Source organism: Massilia timonae (assembly GCF_001866515.1).
In the GTDB taxonomy this organism is placed as follows: domain Bacteria; phylum Pseudomonadota; class Gammaproteobacteria; order Burkholderiales; family Burkholderiaceae_D; genus Telluria; species Telluria timonae.
On the sequence record NZ_JRYB01000001.1, the window covers coordinates 4,056,774 to 4,071,163 of the forward strand.

General features: G+C 66.1%; 16 protein-coding genes. 5 read left to right on the forward strand and 11 right to left on the reverse strand.

The features are described from left to right. Window positions 1-9: 9 nt before the first annotated feature. A complete protein-coding gene (locus LO55_RS17325; RefSeq protein ID WP_071362418.1) occupies window positions 10-582 on the reverse strand; it encodes a PAS and helix-turn-helix domain-containing protein in 573 nt (190 codons plus the stop codon). A 153-nt stretch (window positions 583-735) separates the two neighbouring features. Here LO55_RS17325 and LO55_RS17330 point away from each other — a divergent pair, with 153 nt between their 5' ends. Then, complete coding sequence (locus LO55_RS17330) at window positions 736-1,431, forward strand: CoA transferase subunit A (protein WP_071362419.1); 696 nt, start codon at window positions 736-738, stop codon at window positions 1,429-1,431. Window positions 1,432-1,455: 24 nt separating this feature from the next. Continuing rightward, window positions 1,456-2,106, forward strand: coding sequence for a 3-oxoacid CoA-transferase subunit B (locus LO55_RS17335; protein WP_083415396.1), 651 nt, complete (start codon window positions 1,456-1,458; stop codon window positions 2,104-2,106). Between the two features lie 75 nt (window positions 2,107-2,181). Here the strand turns inward: LO55_RS17335 and LO55_RS17340 are convergent, their stop codons facing one another. The 10 genes from LO55_RS17340 to LO55_RS17385 form a co-directional block, all read right to left on the reverse strand. After that, window positions 2,182-2,565 (reverse strand): energy transducer TonB, encoded by a 384-nt coding sequence (locus tag LO55_RS17340; RefSeq protein ID WP_071362421.1) that lies wholly within the window; start codon window positions 2,563-2,565, stop codon window positions 2,182-2,184. Continuing rightward, window positions 2,562-2,969 (reverse strand): energy transducer TonB, encoded by a 408-nt coding sequence (locus tag LO55_RS17345; RefSeq protein ID WP_071362422.1) that lies wholly within the window; start codon window positions 2,967-2,969, stop codon window positions 2,562-2,564. The genes LO55_RS17340 and LO55_RS17345 overlap by 4 nt, the downstream gene beginning before the upstream one ends. Before the next feature lie 44 nt (window positions 2,970-3,013). Beyond that, window positions 3,014-4,597, reverse strand: coding sequence for a dienelactone hydrolase (locus LO55_RS17350; protein WP_143054548.1), 1,584 nt, complete (start codon window positions 4,595-4,597; stop codon window positions 3,014-3,016). Next, a complete protein-coding gene (locus LO55_RS17355) occupies window positions 4,594-5,865 on the reverse strand; it encodes a M56 family metallopeptidase (RefSeq protein ID WP_071362423.1) in 1,272 nt (423 codons plus the stop codon). Before LO55_RS17355 ends, LO55_RS17350 begins: the two co-directional genes overlap by 4 nt. Next, on the reverse strand, window positions 5,862-6,248 hold the full coding sequence (locus LO55_RS17360; protein WP_005667387.1) for a BlaI/MecI/CopY family transcriptional regulator: 387 nt from the start codon (window positions 6,246-6,248) through the stop codon (window positions 5,862-5,864). Before LO55_RS17360 ends, LO55_RS17355 begins: the two co-directional genes overlap by 4 nt. Window positions 6,249-6,356: 108 nt before the next feature. After that, complete coding sequence (locus LO55_RS17365; protein WP_005667388.1) at window positions 6,357-6,788, reverse strand: DNA-binding transcriptional response regulator; 432 nt, start codon at window positions 6,786-6,788, stop codon at window positions 6,357-6,359. Beyond that, a complete protein-coding gene (locus LO55_RS17370) occupies window positions 6,781-7,284 on the reverse strand; it encodes a GAF domain-containing protein (protein WP_071362424.1) in 504 nt (167 codons plus the stop codon). The genes LO55_RS17365 and LO55_RS17370 overlap by 8 nt, the downstream gene beginning before the upstream one ends. Before the next feature lie 115 nt (window positions 7,285-7,399). Beyond that, window positions 7,400-8,701: a dicarboxylate/amino acid:cation symporter gene (locus LO55_RS17375; RefSeq protein ID WP_005667392.1), complete on the reverse strand. Its 1,302-nt coding sequence runs from the start codon at window positions 8,699-8,701 to the stop codon at window positions 7,400-7,402. A 184-nt stretch (window positions 8,702-8,885) separates the two neighbouring features. Further along, the gene (locus LO55_RS17380) at window positions 8,886-9,863 is read right to left on the reverse strand and encodes an AraC family transcriptional regulator (protein WP_083415397.1); all 978 of its coding nucleotides are present in this window, start codon (window positions 9,861-9,863) and stop codon (window positions 8,886-8,888) included. After that, the gene (locus LO55_RS17385; RefSeq protein WP_229409797.1) at window positions 9,841-10,623 is read right to left on the reverse strand and encodes a 3-hydroxybutyrate dehydrogenase; all 783 of its coding nucleotides are present in this window, start codon (window positions 10,621-10,623) and stop codon (window positions 9,841-9,843) included. The genes LO55_RS17380 and LO55_RS17385 overlap by 23 nt, the downstream gene beginning before the upstream one ends. A 143-nt stretch (window positions 10,624-10,766) precedes the next feature. On the opposite strand from LO55_RS17385, the gene LO55_RS17390 reads away from it, so the two are divergent. Genes LO55_RS17390 through LO55_RS17400 form a run of 3 tightly spaced genes read left to right on the forward strand, consistent with a single transcriptional unit; the run spans window position 10,767 to window position 14,314 of the window. Then, window positions 10,767-11,657, forward strand: a complete 891-nt coding sequence (locus LO55_RS17390; protein WP_071362426.1) for an alpha/beta fold hydrolase — start codon at window positions 10,767-10,769, stop codon at window positions 11,655-11,657. 51 nt (window positions 11,658-11,708) lie between these two features. Then, window positions 11,709-12,059, forward strand: a complete 351-nt coding sequence (locus LO55_RS17395) for a RidA family protein (RefSeq protein WP_005667398.1) — start codon at window positions 11,709-11,711, stop codon at window positions 12,057-12,059. 14 nt (window positions 12,060-12,073) lie between these two features. Then, the gene (locus LO55_RS17400; protein WP_071362427.1) at window positions 12,074-14,314 is read left to right on the forward strand and encodes a RelA/SpoT family protein; all 2,241 of its coding nucleotides are present in this window, start codon (window positions 12,074-12,076) and stop codon (window positions 14,312-14,314) included. The last annotated feature ends 76 nt before the right edge of the window (window positions 14,315-14,390 follow it).

The following is a 14,390-nucleotide window of genomic DNA, read 5'->3' on the forward strand; positions in this document are numbered from 1 at the left end:
AACGGGCCGCTATCCGCGCACGCCCACCAGCTTGTGCACCAGCTCCGACGACGTCGATGCCGCGAATTTGCGCATCAGGCTGGCCCGGTGCATTTCGACCGTGCGCGGGCTCAGGGCCGTATCGCGTGCAATCATCTTGCTCGTCTTTCCTTCGACCAGCAGCGCCGCGATCTCGCGCTCGCGCGGGGTCAGTTGCGCCGTCACCGGACGTTTTTCGCTGACGTCCTCGAAGGTCCAGACACCGGCGCCCAGGGGGTGGCCCGGATCCAGCGCGCGGCCGGTCACGTGGCACCAGAACAGTTCGCCGCTGGCGCGGCGCATGATGCGCTCGTCCGAATAGCGGCCTCTGGCGTTCATGATCGGGATGATGCGGTCGCCGGTGCGCAGGAATTCGTCCATCGTCGGGTACAGCACGCTGAACGACAGGCTTTGCAGGTGACCCGGCGGATAGCCGAACATTTCCTCCAGCGCGCCATTGCAGGTCTGGATCACGCGGTCGAGCGACACGCACATGCCCACCGGCGCGTGCTGGAAGATCATTTCATAGTCGATGCCCGGACTCTGTGGGTTTTGGTGGTTCATCTGATGCAGATCGACAGCCGTCTTCATTCGCCGTGCTATGTGTTGGGATTGGCCGTAGTTCTACGGTATTGTGCTTCGTTGTCACGTATTCTATGCTGAGAGTCTACTCAGTAGTACAGAAGAGCTTTGGCTTAACCTATAAAAGGGACGGGTATGAATAAAGTTTATCCTGACGCGCGCGCCGCCCTGGCCGGCATCGTTCAAGACGGCCAGACCATCGCCGTGGGCGGCTTCGGCCTGTGCGGCATTCCGGAAGCCCTGATCGCGGCGTTGCGCGATTCGGGCGCCAAGAACCTCACCGCCATTTCCAATAACGCCGGCGTGGACGGTTTCGGCCTTGGCCAGCTGCTGGAAACGCGCCAGATCAAGAAGATGATTTCGTCCTACGTGGGCGAAAACAAGGAATTCGCGCGCCAGTTCCTGGCCGGCGAACTCGAGCTCGAGTTCACCCCACAGGGCACGCTGGCCGAGAAGCTGCGCGCCGGTGGCGCCGGCATTCCGGCCTTCTTCACCAAGACCGGCTACGGCACCATCGTCGCCGAGGGCAAGGAAACCCGTGAGTTCAACGGCGAGCACTACGTGATGGAACACGCGCTGTTCCCGGACGTGTCGCTGGTCAAGGCCCATATGGCCGACCGCGCCGGCAACCTGGTGTTCCGCAAGACAGCACGCAACTTCAATCCGAACGTGGCCATGGCCGGCAAGGTCTGCATCGTGGAAGTCGAGAAACTGGTCGAGATCGGCGAGATCGATCCGGACCAGGTGCACCTGGCCAGCATCTTCGTGCACCGCATCGTCCACAATCCGACGCCCGAGAAACGCATCGAACAGCGCACCGTACGCGCTTGATCACACACATTCGGAGACAAGAACATGGCATGGACTCGTGATGAAATGGCCGCGCGCGCGGCCCGGGAGCTGCAGGACGGCTTCTATGTGAACCTGGGCATCGGCTTGCCGACCCTCGTCGCCAACTATGTACCCAAGGATATCGAGGTGTTCCTGCAGTCCGAGAACGGCCTGCTGGGCATCGGCCCGTTCCCCACCGAAGCCGAAGTCGACGCCGACCTGATCAACGCCGGCAAGCAGACCGTGACGGCGCTGCCCGGTTCCGCCTACTTCAGCTCGGCCGACTCCTTTGGCATGATTCGCGGCGGCAAGATCAACCTGGCGATCCTGGGCGCGATGCAGGTGTCGGAACACGGCGACCTGGCCAACTGGATGATCCCAGGCAAGATGGTGAAGGGCATGGGCGGCGCGATGGACCTGGTCGCCGGCGTCAAGCGCGTGGTGGTCGTGATGGAACATGTCGCCACCGCCAAGGATGGTTCCACCAGCCACAAGATCCTCAAGAAATGCGACTTGCCCCTGACCGGCGTGGGCGTGGTCGACCGCATCATCACCGACCTCGGGGTGATCGATGTGACCGATACCGGCCTCAAGGTAGTGGAGCTGGCGCCGGGCGTGAGCCGTGACGAGATCGTGGCCGCCACCGGCTGCGAACTGGATACCTTGGCGCTGTAGTCGGCGCGGTGTCGAACGGCAAAGGGCGCTGGATGTTTCTGGCGCCCTTTGTCGTTACAGCGTGCCGAATGATGCCTAATCCATTTTCCAGACGTATTGCACCGGAATCCAGGCCTGGACCGGCTTGCCCTTGTCGGTCGGCGGCCTGAACGTGCATTGCGAGATCGCGCTGCGGGCCGCCTCGTCGAGCGACGCGTCGCCGCTCGAGGTATAGACCCTCGATGCGATCACCTTGCCGTCGGGACCGACCAGGAAGCCGATCGTCGACGTGCCTTCGATCCTGTCGGCGAGAGCTTGTGGCGGATACACCGGTCGATGGCAGGAAGCGAAATCCACAACCGGCCGCTGCGCCGCGTTCGGATTCGCGGCGGCTTGTTCCACCACCGGCGCCTGTGCGCAACCGGCCAGGACGGCGACGGCCACGCCAAAGGCCGCGGGCATACCCAGGCTCGGCTTCATTCAGGCGCCCAGGTGTATTTCAGCTCGGTCCATTGCTCCTTCGGCGCACCGTTTACCGTACCCGGCTGGAACCGGCACTTGGCGAGCGCAGCGCGCGCCGTCTCGTCGAGCGAGGCATTGCCGCTGGTCTTGCGCACCACCGCTTCGCGCACCGTGCCGTCGGCCCGGACCAGGAAGGCGAGGGTGACCGTACCTTCGGCCTTGGCGGCCAGCGCCTGCGGGGGATACTCCGGCTTGCGGCAGGATTTGAAATTCGCGACCGGCTCGGTGGTGACACTGTCCGGCATCGCGGCGAAGGGATTGACCGGCGCCGTCTGGGTACAGCCGGCCAGGGCCGCCACCGCCAATCCGGACGCCAGCATCGGACGGCATGTATTGCGCCATTTGAACAACGACTCACGCATCAAGATCCACTCCTATTCACGGGCTCAGGCAAAATGATAGCTTATCACTGCAATATTGCCAGTTTATGCATGTCATTCTCGAGGGCCTGCAGCCGCTGCCGGGCATTGTCGTTGTCGGGATTCAGCTCCAGCGAGCGGCGATAATTGATGATCGCACGCGCAGTGTCGCCACTGCGTTCGCAGGCTTCGCCCAGGCTGTCGAAAGCGTTTGCGCTCGACGCGTACAGCTCTGTCGTCAGGCCGAATACCGCGAGCGCGGCCTCCGCTTCCCCCGCCTGCAGCAAGGCATAACCCCAGGCATTGAGTTCCTTCTCGGGCAGGCCGCCGTCCTTCTCTCTTCCAAACATGGCGCGATATGCTGCGCCGGCATGCTGGAAGTCGCGGCGCGCCAGCTCCGCCGCCAACTGCTCGCGACCGGGGGGAAGCGGCGCGGCGCGCCGGACCTCCATCGTGGCGGCATGCGCCGGGAAACCATTCCTGGCCGGAGTGGCATCCAGGTAGGCCAGCGCCGCCTCGTCATCCTTCAGATAGGCGTCGAGGAAGCGCCCGACATAGCTCGCCGTCCAGCCATGGGCTTGGTTCGCATCGATGCGCGAATACTGGTTGAACCACTCGTCCCCGGCGAAACGCAGGTAGGTCGACGAGAAGGCAAAGTGTTCCATCGGGTACATCGTCAGCTTGAACATGTCGGCATGCTTCGCATCGTTCAGGTAGCTGGACGTCGGCTTGCCGCGCGCGGCGATGTCTTCGAGCGAGGAGGGCCGCGCGGCGACATACAGCATCGGCGTCGTGGTGCGTTGCGGGGCCAGGTAGGTCGCGGCAGAGACCAATTCCGGGTAATAGCGCACCGACCCGTCCAGGGCGACGAGTGCCTTGATCCGGCTGTCCCTGGCCGCTGCCAGGACGTTGGCGAAGCCGCCCCAGCTGAAGCCGGCCACCGCGATCCGGGCCGGATCGGCCTGGGCGAGCGTGCCGGCATAGCCGATAAGGAAGGAAATGTCGGCCGCCTGCGCTTCTGCGCCCGCCAGGTCGTTCGGCATTCGCCGCGAGCGCGGCCCTATGCTGGGACTGGCGATCACGATATAGCCGTGGCTCGCCAGGTATTCGCACAGGTCCGGGTTCTCTGCGGCGGGCGCGCTGATGCTGGGCGCATAGATGACGATCGGGAACTTGCCGCCGATGGCTGCCGCGTCGCGGCGCGCCCGCATCGGCGCGGCCAGCTCTTCCCGGAGCTGCTGCATATTGGCGCCCGGCGGCGCGTAGTTGAGCGCGATGAAGGCGTCGGCTGCTGCCTGGACGGCCGCGCTGCCGCGCGTAAAATCGGTCTCGCTGCCGGTCAGGCGCAGGTAGTCGCCGTAACGCATCGCCTGGCCCGAATCGGTGGCCGGATACCAGACCAGGGTCTGGATCGGCCGCGCCCGTTCCCGCGTGATGGGGCGTCCCGTGTCGAGATCGTGGTCGCCCAGGAAAACGCGTGACCGGTCGTATTGCTCGACGACCCGGAATCCGACCGGCAGCGGCCCCGGGGCACGCTCAAAGGTGAAATTGACCGCTGCGGCGCCCAGCGTGCTCGTGCACAGCACGACTAGGCCGACGAGGCGACGTACGACGCGGGCCGCTGCGCTCACTTCGATACCCAGACGTACTGCACCTCGGTCCACTGCTCGGTCGGCTTGCCATCGACCGTGCCGGGCTTGAACGTGCACTTGGCCAGCGCCGTGCGGGCCGCCTCGTCCAGCGAGCTGTCGCCGCTCGACTTGCGCAAGGTGGTCTCGAGCACGGCCCCTCCGGCGCCGACCAGGAAGCCGAGAGTCACCGTGCCCTCGATATTGCGCGCCAGCGCCTCGGCCGGGTACTTCGGCCGTTCGCAGGAGTCGAATTTCACCGTCGGGAGATCGACGATGCTGTTCGCCTTGGCCGTCGCCGCGGTCGATGCCGGCGTCTGGGCGCAGCCGGCCAGCCCGGCGAGCAGGAACCCAAGCACCGGGATCGCGGCTTTCCAGTTCAGCGCTTCGGTATCGGGACGTACCAGTTGTTTGATGCGTGACATGAGATCTCCTCCGTTGGCCGCCTGGGCCAGGTGGTGGGTGGAGAACTGGAGTTTTTCCAGTTCCGAGAGGGCCAGGGCCAGGCGGCGTGGTTCGCCCAGCTGCCGTGCCGCGATGGCGTCGGCGATCTGTTCCCGCTCGACGCGGATGCGGCGCGAGATCCACCAGACCGCCGGGTGGTAGAACAACAGCGATTCGATGACGTTCTGGCACAGGTTGACCAGGTAGTCGTGGCGCTGGATATGCGCCAGTTCATGCGCCAGCAGCGCTTCCAGCAGGTGCGGGGGCATGGTGGTCACCAGCGATGCCGGCACCAGCACGACCGGGCGCCACCAGCCGGCGGTGACCGGGCTGGACAAACCGCCGACGATGCGCAGTCGGATCGGCCGCGCCAGGCCGAACTGCGTGGCGAGCCGGTCGACGCGCCCCTGCCATGCCGGATCGCGGCCTTCCCGCGTCGCCGCGCGCCGCAACCACAACAGCCCTGCGATCATGCGCAGCGCCAGGCACAGCGCGCAGGCGGCCCAGGCGCCCACGATCCAGGCCAGGTTGCGCTGGAACAGGCCGCTCCAGCCGCCGTCCTCGGCGACGCCTTGCGCGGCGCCTGCCAGCACGATCGCGAAGCCGCCGCCGGCGCCGGCATCGCCGCTCAGGCGCAGGTAGAGTTCGGTCGCCGGCCATGCCACGCACAACAGCAGCCCGGCGCAGGCGACGAGGTAGCGCGTCTGCGGACGCGCCTTGCTCAGCAGGGCGAGGGCAAGGGCGGTCTGGGCGCCGACCAGCGCGCCCTGCCAGCTGAAATGGACCAGCGTCCAGCCGATGCTGTTGACGATCTCGAATGCGCTCATCGCTTGTCCTCGTCTTTCAGGAGCTGTTCGATCTCGTCGCGCTCCTTCTTCGAAATGCCGCTTTTCAGCGCGGCCAGCACCAGCGCCTTGGCCGAGCCCGAGAAGGCACGCTGCATCAGGTCTTGCAGCAGATTGGTCTGCAGGGCGTCGCGTTCATGGACGGGCGCATACACGTGGGAACGTTCGCTCTCGTCGCGGCTGAGCAAGCCCTTGCCGTGCATGACCTGCATCAGGCGCAACACCGTGGCATACGTGACGTCCGGACGTTGCGGGAGCATCGCCTCGTGCACCTGCTTGGCGGTGGCCGCGCCGAGCGGCCAGAGCACTTGCAGCAGGTCGAGTTCGGCGGGCGTGGGCTTGGGAGCGTCGGGGGAGCGCGGCATGGCATGACCTCGTCTGTTCAGGATGAAACTAGATTATCCTGTCTAGATCGAGATGTCTACACTAATCCGTGTGGCTGGCGATGCAGGCTGAATAAAATGAACGCCGGCTCAGGCCGGGCGCTGGGGAAGGCCGGGCCGCGGTTTGCCGGCGGCGCCGAACTGCTCGATCGTTTCCAGCAGCACCTTGGCGCGAAACGGCTTCAGGATCACCCGGCTGATCCTGCGGTCGCGCAGCTCGTGCAATAGTTCGGCGGTCGCCTGTTCGGCCATGATCGCGATCGGGATCGTCCCGTTCGCCGCGCCGCCGGCGCGCAGTTCGTCCACCAAACTCAGGTCGTAGCGCCGTTCGCCGCCGCGACCGACGCAGTCGACCGCGATCACCGCGCCGTGGAAGGCGCGTGCGCGCAGCATGCGGCGCGCGGCCTCGATGCTGGCGGCTTCATGCACCTGACTCAGCCCCAGGCTGCGCGCCGTCATCGCCACGGTGCGGCGCAGCATCGGCTCCGGTTCCACCAGCAAAATTTGTGTGGATTCAGCCATCGGCGCGCTCCACCGTGTTCGTCAATTCCATCAGCGCCAGGTCGCGCAAGGTACCCAGGATCGCCAGCTCCATCGCATCGAGGGTGCGCGGACGGCGGTCGATCAGGCACAGGGTGCCCAGGCGCGGGCCGGATGGCAGCGCCAATGGGGCGCCGGCATAGAAGCGGATGTGGGGCGCGCCCGTCACCAGCGGGTTGTCGGCGAAGCGCGGGTCGTGCAGCGCGTCGTCGACCACTATGATCTCGTCGCGCAGGATGGCGTGCGCGCAGAAGGAGACGTCGCGCCCCGTCTCGCACACCGGCATGCCCACGCGCGCCTTGAACCATTGGCGATCGGCGTCGACCAGCGTGACCAGCACGATCGGCATGTCGAACTCGGCGGCGGCGAATTGCGCGATCCTGTCGAAGCGTTCCTCGGGCGGGGTATCGAGGATCAAGAGCTCGTACAGCGCGGCCAGGCGCGCGGCTTCGTTGTCGGGTTTGGCGGCGATGTGCATCGTGGAGCCCGCATGGCGGTCGTCGATCGGGATGGCCGCAATATAGCAGACTGCTTGCGGGCATAAAAAAACCGTGTCACGAGGACACGGTTTTCAGGGCGGGCAGCGATTGGGATTACGCCGCTTCGCGCACTTCCTTCAGGCTGTTCTGGTCTTCGACATGCACACGGCCACTCAGGACGTCGTCCATGCGCGCCGAATCCAGTTCTTTTTCCCACTTCGACACCACGACCGTCGCGACGCCGTTGCCGATGAAGTTGGTCAGGGCGCGCGCTTCGCTCATGAAGCGGTCGATGCCGAGGATCAGGGCCATGCCCGCCACCGGGATCGTCGGCACCACGGCCAGGGTCGCGGCCAGCGTGATGAAGCCGGCGCCGGTGATGCCCGATGCGCCTTTCGAGGTCAGCATCGCCACCAGCAGGATGGTCAGTTCCTGGGTCAGGGTCAGGTCGGTGTTGGTTGCCTGCGCCACGAACAGCGCCGCCATCGTCATGTAGATATTGGTGCCGTCCAGGTTGAACGAGTAGCCGGTCGGGACCACCAGGCCGACCACTGGCTTCGAGCAGCCCAGCTTTTCCAGCTTGCGCATCAGGTTCGGCAGGGCGCTTTCGGACGACGAGGTGCCCAGCACGATCAGCAGTTCTTCCTTGATGTACTTGATGAACTTGAAGATCGAGAAACCGGTGAACTTGGCGATCGCGCCCAGCACCACGAACACGAACAGCGCGCAGGTCAGGTAGAACGAACCCATCAGCTTGGCCAGCGGCAGCAGCGATTCCAGGCCATATTTGCCGATGGTGAAGGCCATCGCGCCGAAGGCGCCGATCGGCGCGACTTTCATGACGATGTTGACGATGCCGAAGATCACGTGGGCGATGTCGTCGATGAACTTGGTCACCGGACGGCCGCGTTCGCCCATCATCGACAGCGCGAAGCCGAACAGGATCGCAATCAACAGGACCTGCAGGATATTACCGGTAGCGAAAGCATCCACGAAGGTGTTCGGGATGATGTGCATGATGAACTCGGTCGTGGTCTGGGCATGCGCATTGGTGGTGTATTGCGCGATCGAGCTCGAATCGAGGTGGGCCGGATCGACGTTGAAGCCGGCGCCCGGCTTGGCCAGGTTGGCGACCACCAGGCCGATGGCCAGCGCGAAGGTCGACACGACTTCGAAATAGATCAGCGCCTTGCCGCCGACGCGGCCGATCTTCTTCATGTCCTGCATCCCGGCGATGCCGGCGACGACGGTACAGAAGATCACGGGGGCGATGATCATCTTGATCAGTTTGATGAAGCCGTCTCCCAAAGGCTTCATCGCGGTGCCCAGTTCGGGGTAGAACACCCCCAGCAACACGCCAAGGACGATGGCGATCAGCACCTGGACATACAGTACTTTATAAAAAGGCTTCTTCATGGCAACTCTTCAACGAGGTTGGTGGTTGTTCCATGTTGGAGCAATCGTTCCCGGCAAGCTATTGTGGAAATCCGCATGCTGCACTGCACCAGGGCATCGTGGATAACCGCGCACCGCAGCGGTGCGGCAGGCAAGCGCGGCAGGTGGCGTGTTTGCCATGCCCAGGTCGGGCAGAGGAAAATGGCTAGCTCGAGGCGGCCAATGCCGCGCGCCGCCAGGCGCCCGGCCCCACGCCGTAGCTGCGCTTGAAGACCCGGTTGAAGGCGGCCTCGGACTGGTAACCGACCGCTTCGCCGATCGCCGCGATCGGCCGTGTGTCGCGCGTCAGCCACTGGGCGGCCTGAATCATGCGCAACTGCACAAGGGCGTCGAGTGGCGTCATGCCCGCCAGCTGGCGGAACAGGCGCGCGAAGGTGGCGCGCGACATGAAGCAGGCCGCCGCCAGTTCTTCCACCAGCCATGTGCGCTCCAGCTGCGCCAGCATCAGGCGCAGCGCGGGGCCGAGGCGGCGGTCGGCCAGGACCGCCAGCAGGCCGGGGGTGGTCGGGCTGTCGTCGAGCCAGGCGCGCAGCAGCAGCGTGAACAGCGCCCCGGACAGTTGCGCCACCACGGCCGCGGCGCCCGGCCGCGCGCTGTCGGCTTCGCTGCGCAGCATCGTCACCAGCGCCAGCAGGCCGGCGAAGTCGGGACGTGAAGAGGCGTGAACGACGATCATGGCGGGCAGGGCCGGCTGCAGGACACGGCGCGCGCCTTCGTCGAACACGAACTGGCCGCACAGGATGCCGGTCGGCGCGCCGGCGCCGTCATTCGACACCCAGCGCAGTGGCGCCGGGCCCGGCACGTCCACCAGGGCGCGCGCCTGTTCCGGCGGCCCCGCATGCAGCCGGTGCGCGCCGCCCTGCGGGAAGACGACGATGTCGCCGGCGGCGAGCCTGACCCGTTCGCCGCCGGGCGTGTCGACCGCGGCTTCGCCCTCGACGATCAGGTGGTAGGGCGCGACGCCGGCGCTGGCCGCGGGCTGCTCCAGCACCCAGGGCGCGGCCAGCGCGCAGCGGATGTCGAGCGAGGTGCGCAGGGTGAACAGCGACAGCAGGCGGCTGAGCGCATCCACGCCCTGGGCGGCGCCGGCCAGGTCGGGCTTACTGCGCAGCCCAGCCCCCATCCATGTTCCACGCCACGCCGCGCACCTGGTCGGCGGCCGGGCTGCAGAAGAACACGGCCAGCGCGCCCAGTTCTTCCGGGGTGACGAATTCGCCCGACGGTTGTTTCTCAAGCAGCAAGGCCTTGCGCGCGGCGTCGTTGTCCAGGCCCTCGCGCGCGGCGCGGTCGTCGACCTGCTTCTGCACCAGTGGGGTCAGCACGAAACCGGGGCAGATCGCGTTCGCGGTCACGCCGGTCTGCGCCGTCTCGAGCGCCGTCACCTTGGTGAAGCCGACCAGGCCGTGCTTGGCGGCGACGTAGGCCGATTTCTGGCTCGACCCGACCAGGCCGTGCACCGAGGCCAGGTTGATGATGCGCCCCCAGTTTTTCCGCTTCATGGCGGGCAGGGCCAAGCGGGTGGTATGGAAGGCCGAGCTGAGGTTGATGGCGATGATGGCGTCCCATTTCTCGGTGGGGAAGTCCTCGACCGCCGCCACGTGCTGGATGCCGGCATTGTTGACCAGGATGTCGACCCCGCCGAATTTCTCGGTGGCGTACGCCATCATGGCCTCGATCTCTCCCGGCTTGGACATGTCTGCGTTGTGGTAGGCGGTCTGCACCCCGAACTCGGCGCCGATGTCGGTGTACAGCTTCTCGATCTGCTGGGCGTCGCCGAAGCCGTTGAACACGATGTTGGCGCCCTGTTCGGCCAGCGAGCGCGCGATCCCGAGCCCGATGCCCGAGGTCGAACCGGTGACGAGAGCCGTTTTGCCACTTAGCATGGTGGATTTCATTGTGTCCTCTATATGAAGGTGATCGGGGGAACTTCCTCAGAATTGGTAGAATTCTAATCGCAACGCCATCGCGGTGGTGATTTGCAGAGCGCCGCGAAGCGGCGGCTACATATTGTCATGACGGAGTCACGATGTCTGAACCCAGATTAAAAAGCGTCCAGTGCAGCTCGCCCGCCGGGCTGCACCGCGTCGCCTACAAGGAATGGGGCGACGCGGACAATCCGAAGGTGCTGGTCTGCGTGCACGGCGTGACCCGCGTGGGCGACGATTTCGACCACCTGGCGCGCGCCCTGTGCGACGACTACCGCGTGGTATGCCCGGATATCGTCGGGCGCGGGCGCTCGGAGCGCCTGCGCGATCCGGCCTATTACACGGTGCCGCAATACATGGCCGACATGGTGACGCTGATCGCGCGCGTCACTGCCGGCGCCGGGGGTGGGGCCGATAGCGAGGACGTGGCCTGGTTCGGCACCTCGATGGGCGGCCTGATCGGCATGGCGCTGGCCGCGCTCGAGGGCAGCCCGATACGCAGGTTCGTGCTCAACGATATCGGTCCGGTGCTCGATGGCGCCGCCTTGCGGCGCATCGGCGACTACATCGGCCAGGACCTGCGCTTTCCGAGCTTCGCCGCCGGGGCCGAGTTCGTGAAAACGGTGTCGGCGTCGTTCGGCCCGCACACCGACGACGAATGGCGCAAGCTGGCGGCCGATGTCTTGCGCCAGGGGCAGGACGGCCAGTGGGAGCGCCACTACGACTTGCACCTGGCGCAGCCGTTCCGGGCCATCACCCTGGAAGGGGCCGCCCAGGACGAGGCCGCGCTGTGGGCGGCCTGGGACGCGATCCGCTGCCCGACCCTGCTGGTGCGCGGCGAGCAGTCCGACCTGCTGTCGCGCACGACCGCGCAGCAGATGACGCAGCGCGGACCGCGTCCGCGCCTGGTCGAGATTCCCGGGGTGGGCCATGCGCCGACCTTCGTGCACGACGACCAGATCGCGATCGCGCGTGAATTTTTGATCGGCTGAATTATTAATCCGGACCTGAACGGTTCCTCATAAACCTAGAAGAAAGAGATCATGGAAATCAAACGACTGCACGTAGGCAAGCGCCTGTCCGAAGTGGCGATCCACAACGAAACCGTCTACCTGGCCGGCCAGATCGCCGAAGACACCAGCCAGGGCATCGAGGGCCAGATGCGCGAGGTGCTGGGCCATGTCGACCGCCTGCTGGGCGAGGCCGGCAGCGACAAGACCTGCATCCTCTCCTGCCAGATCTTTATCTCCAGCATGGACAACTTCCCCGGCATGAACAGCGTGTGGGACGAGTGGGTGGCGCAGGGCCATACCCCGCCGCGCGCGACCGTCGAAGCCAGGCTCGCCAACCCCGCCTGCCTGGTCGAGGTCTGCGTCGTCGCCGCCCTGCGCTAAGGCAGAACCGTCGTATGGTATCGACCGCCCTGTTGGGCGACGTCAACAGCGGCCTGGTCCAGGGACTGGGGCAGGAGGACTGCGCGCGCGTGCACGCGGCGCTCGACTACGCGGCCGCGAGCTATGGCGAGCGGGTCGCCTCGTCGGGCCAGGGCGCCTTCGAGTTCTCGCTTGGCGCGGCCGGCACCCTGGCCTACCTGAACACCGACGCCGAGACCCGCATCGCGGGCCTGCTGTTCGAGCTGGCGCTGATGGATCCGTCCACCTTCGGGCGCATCGAGGAGCGCTTCGGCCCCGAGGTGGCGGCGCTGGTGCAGGGCGTGCACCAGCTGATCCGCCTGCGCGACCTGACCGTCGGCCAGGCGCCGGTGGGCAGCGGCAAGAACGCGGCCCAGCAGGCCGCGGCCCACAACGAAACTCTGCGCAAGATGCTGCTGGCGATGGCCACCGACATGCGCGTGGTCCTGATGCGCCTGGCCTCGTGCGCCGCCACCTTGCGCCACTTCGCCGAACACAAGCGCTTCGACGAGGTCACGCGCGCCTATGGCCGCGAGGTGCTGGACTTCTATGCGCCGCTGGCCAACCGGCTCGGCATCTGGCAACTGAAGTGGGAGCTGGAAGACCTGGCGTTCCGCTTCATCGAGCCGGACACCTACAAGCGCATCGCCAAGATGCTCGAAGAAAAGCGCATGTCGCGCGAGAGCTTCGTGGCCTCGTCGATCGCGCGCCTGCAAAGCGAGCTGGCGGCGGCCGGCATCAAGGCCGACGTCTCGGGGCGGCCGAAGCACATCTATAGCATCTGGAGCAAGATGCGCGGCAAGGAGCTCGATTTCTCCGAGCTGTATGACGTGCGCGCCTTCCGCGTGATCGTGGCGGACATCAAGACCTGCTACACGGTGCTGGGCGTGATCCACAATATCTGGACCCCGGTGCCGAAGGAGTTCGACGACTACATCTCGCGTCCCAAGCCGAACGGCTACCGCTCGCTGCACACGGTGGTGACGGCCGACGACGGCCGGCCGCTGGAAGTGCAGATCCGGACGCAAGAGATGCACAATTTCGCCGAGTACGGCATCGCCGCCCACTGGCGCTACAAGGAAGAGGGCGGGTCCAACTTCAAGAGCCAGCAGTACGACGAGAAGATCGCCTGGCTGCGCCAGCTGCTGGCCTGGAAGACCGACGTGGCCGACGCCGTGGCCGGCCAGGAAGAGCAGCAGAAGGAATGGGTCGAGAAGCTCAAGGCGGCCAGCCTGGACGACCGCATCTTCGTGCTCACGCCGCAGGCGCGGGTGCTGGAGCTGCCGGTCGGCGCCACGCCGATCGACTTCGCCTACCACCTGCACAGCGAGGTCGGGCACCGCTGCCGCGGCGCCAAGATCGACGGCGTGATGGTGCCGCTCAACACCCCGCTCAAGAACGGCCAGACCTGCGAGATCATCACCGCCAAGGGCGGCGCCGGCAGCCAGGGCCCGTCGCGCGACTGGCTCAGTCCCGAGTACACGGTCTCGAGTCGCACCCGCTCCAAGATCCGCGCCTGGTTCCATGCGCTGGACATGGCCGAAACGCTCGCCCATGGCCGGGCGCTGGTCGAGAAATCCCTGCAGCGCGAGGGCAAGACCGCGGTCAACCTCGAGCTGCTGGCGCAGAAGCTGGGCTTCGCCAAGGTGGACGAATTGTTCATCGAGGTCGGCAAGGACAAGTTCAGCCTGCGCCACGTGGAAGCCGCGCTGCACGAGAACGCCGAGCCGGCGCCGCTCGAAGACGCGGCGGTGGTCAACAAGAGCCGCGCCTCGAGCGTGGAGCAGGGCGCCAAGTCGGGCGTGCTGGTGGTGGGCACCGAGGGCCTGATGACGATGCTGGCCAAGTGCTGCAAACCTGCGCCGCCGGACCCGATCGTCGGCTTCGTCACGCGCGGCAAGGGCGTCTCGATCCACCGCCTCAGCTGCAAGAACTTCGCCGAGATGCAGGCCAAGTCGCCCGAGCGCGTGATCCAGGTGGAGTGGGGCACGGCCGGCTTCGAGACCGTGTATCCGGTCGACCTGTTCATCCTGGCGCAAGACCGCCAGGGGCTGCTGCGCGACATCTCCGAGGTGTTCTCGCGCGAGAAGATCAATGTGATTGGGGTGAACACCCAGAGCGCCAAGGGCCAGGCGCGCATGGTGTTCACGGCGGAGATCGGGTCGACGGCGCAGGCGCAGAAGGCGCTGGCGGCGATCATGGAGGTGTCGGGGGTGATGGAGGCGAGGAGGCAGTAGAGCGCAGTAGGGCGCAGTAGGGCGCAGCAGGGCGCCGGCCTTGCCGCCGCGGTCCGTGCGAACGTAATCATTTGTC

Bases quoted from the DNA above. Each gene is read 5' to 3' on its own strand.
- LO55_RS17325 (WP_071362418.1), bottom strand. From the start codon at position 582: ATGAACCACCAAAACCCACAGAGTCCGGGCATCGACTATGAAATGATC.
- LO55_RS17330 (WP_071362419.1), top strand. From the start codon at position 736: ATGAATAAAGTTTATCCTGACGCGCGCGCCGCCCTGGCCGGCATCGTT.
- LO55_RS17335 (WP_083415396.1), top strand. From the start codon at position 1,456: ATGGCATGGACTCGTGATGAAATGGCCGCGCGCGCGGCCCGGGAGCTG.
- LO55_RS17340 (WP_071362421.1), bottom strand. From the start codon at position 2,565: ATGAAGCCGAGCCTGGGTATGCCCGCGGCCTTTGGCGTGGCCGTCGCC.
- LO55_RS17345 (WP_071362422.1), bottom strand. From the start codon at position 2,969: ATGCGTGAGTCGTTGTTCAAATGGCGCAATACATGCCGTCCGATGCTG.
- LO55_RS17355 (WP_071362423.1), bottom strand. From the start codon at position 5,865: ATGAGCGCATTCGAGATCGTCAACAGCATCGGCTGGACGCTGGTCCAT.
- LO55_RS17360 (WP_005667387.1), bottom strand. From the start codon at position 6,248: ATGCCGCGCTCCCCCGACGCTCCCAAGCCCACGCCCGCCGAACTCGAC.
- LO55_RS17365 (WP_005667388.1), bottom strand. From the start codon at position 6,788: ATGGCTGAATCCACACAAATTTTGCTGGTGGAACCGGAGCCGATGCTG.
- LO55_RS17370 (WP_071362424.1), bottom strand. From the start codon at position 7,284: ATGCACATCGCCGCCAAACCCGACAACGAAGCCGCGCGCCTGGCCGCG.
- LO55_RS17375 (WP_005667392.1), bottom strand. From the start codon at position 8,701: ATGAAGAAGCCTTTTTATAAAGTACTGTATGTCCAGGTGCTGATCGCC.
- LO55_RS17380 (WP_083415397.1), bottom strand. From the start codon at position 9,863: ATGGGGGCTGGGCTGCGCAGTAAGCCCGACCTGGCCGGCGCCGCCCAG.
- LO55_RS17385 (WP_229409797.1), bottom strand. From the start codon at position 10,623: ATGCTAAGTGGCAAAACGGCTCTCGTCACCGGTTCGACCTCGGGCATC.
- LO55_RS17390 (WP_071362426.1), top strand. From the start codon at position 10,767: ATGTCTGAACCCAGATTAAAAAGCGTCCAGTGCAGCTCGCCCGCCGGG.
- LO55_RS17395 (WP_005667398.1), top strand. From the start codon at position 11,709: ATGGAAATCAAACGACTGCACGTAGGCAAGCGCCTGTCCGAAGTGGCG.
- LO55_RS17400 (WP_071362427.1), top strand. From the start codon at position 12,074: ATGGTATCGACCGCCCTGTTGGGCGACGTCAACAGCGGCCTGGTCCAG.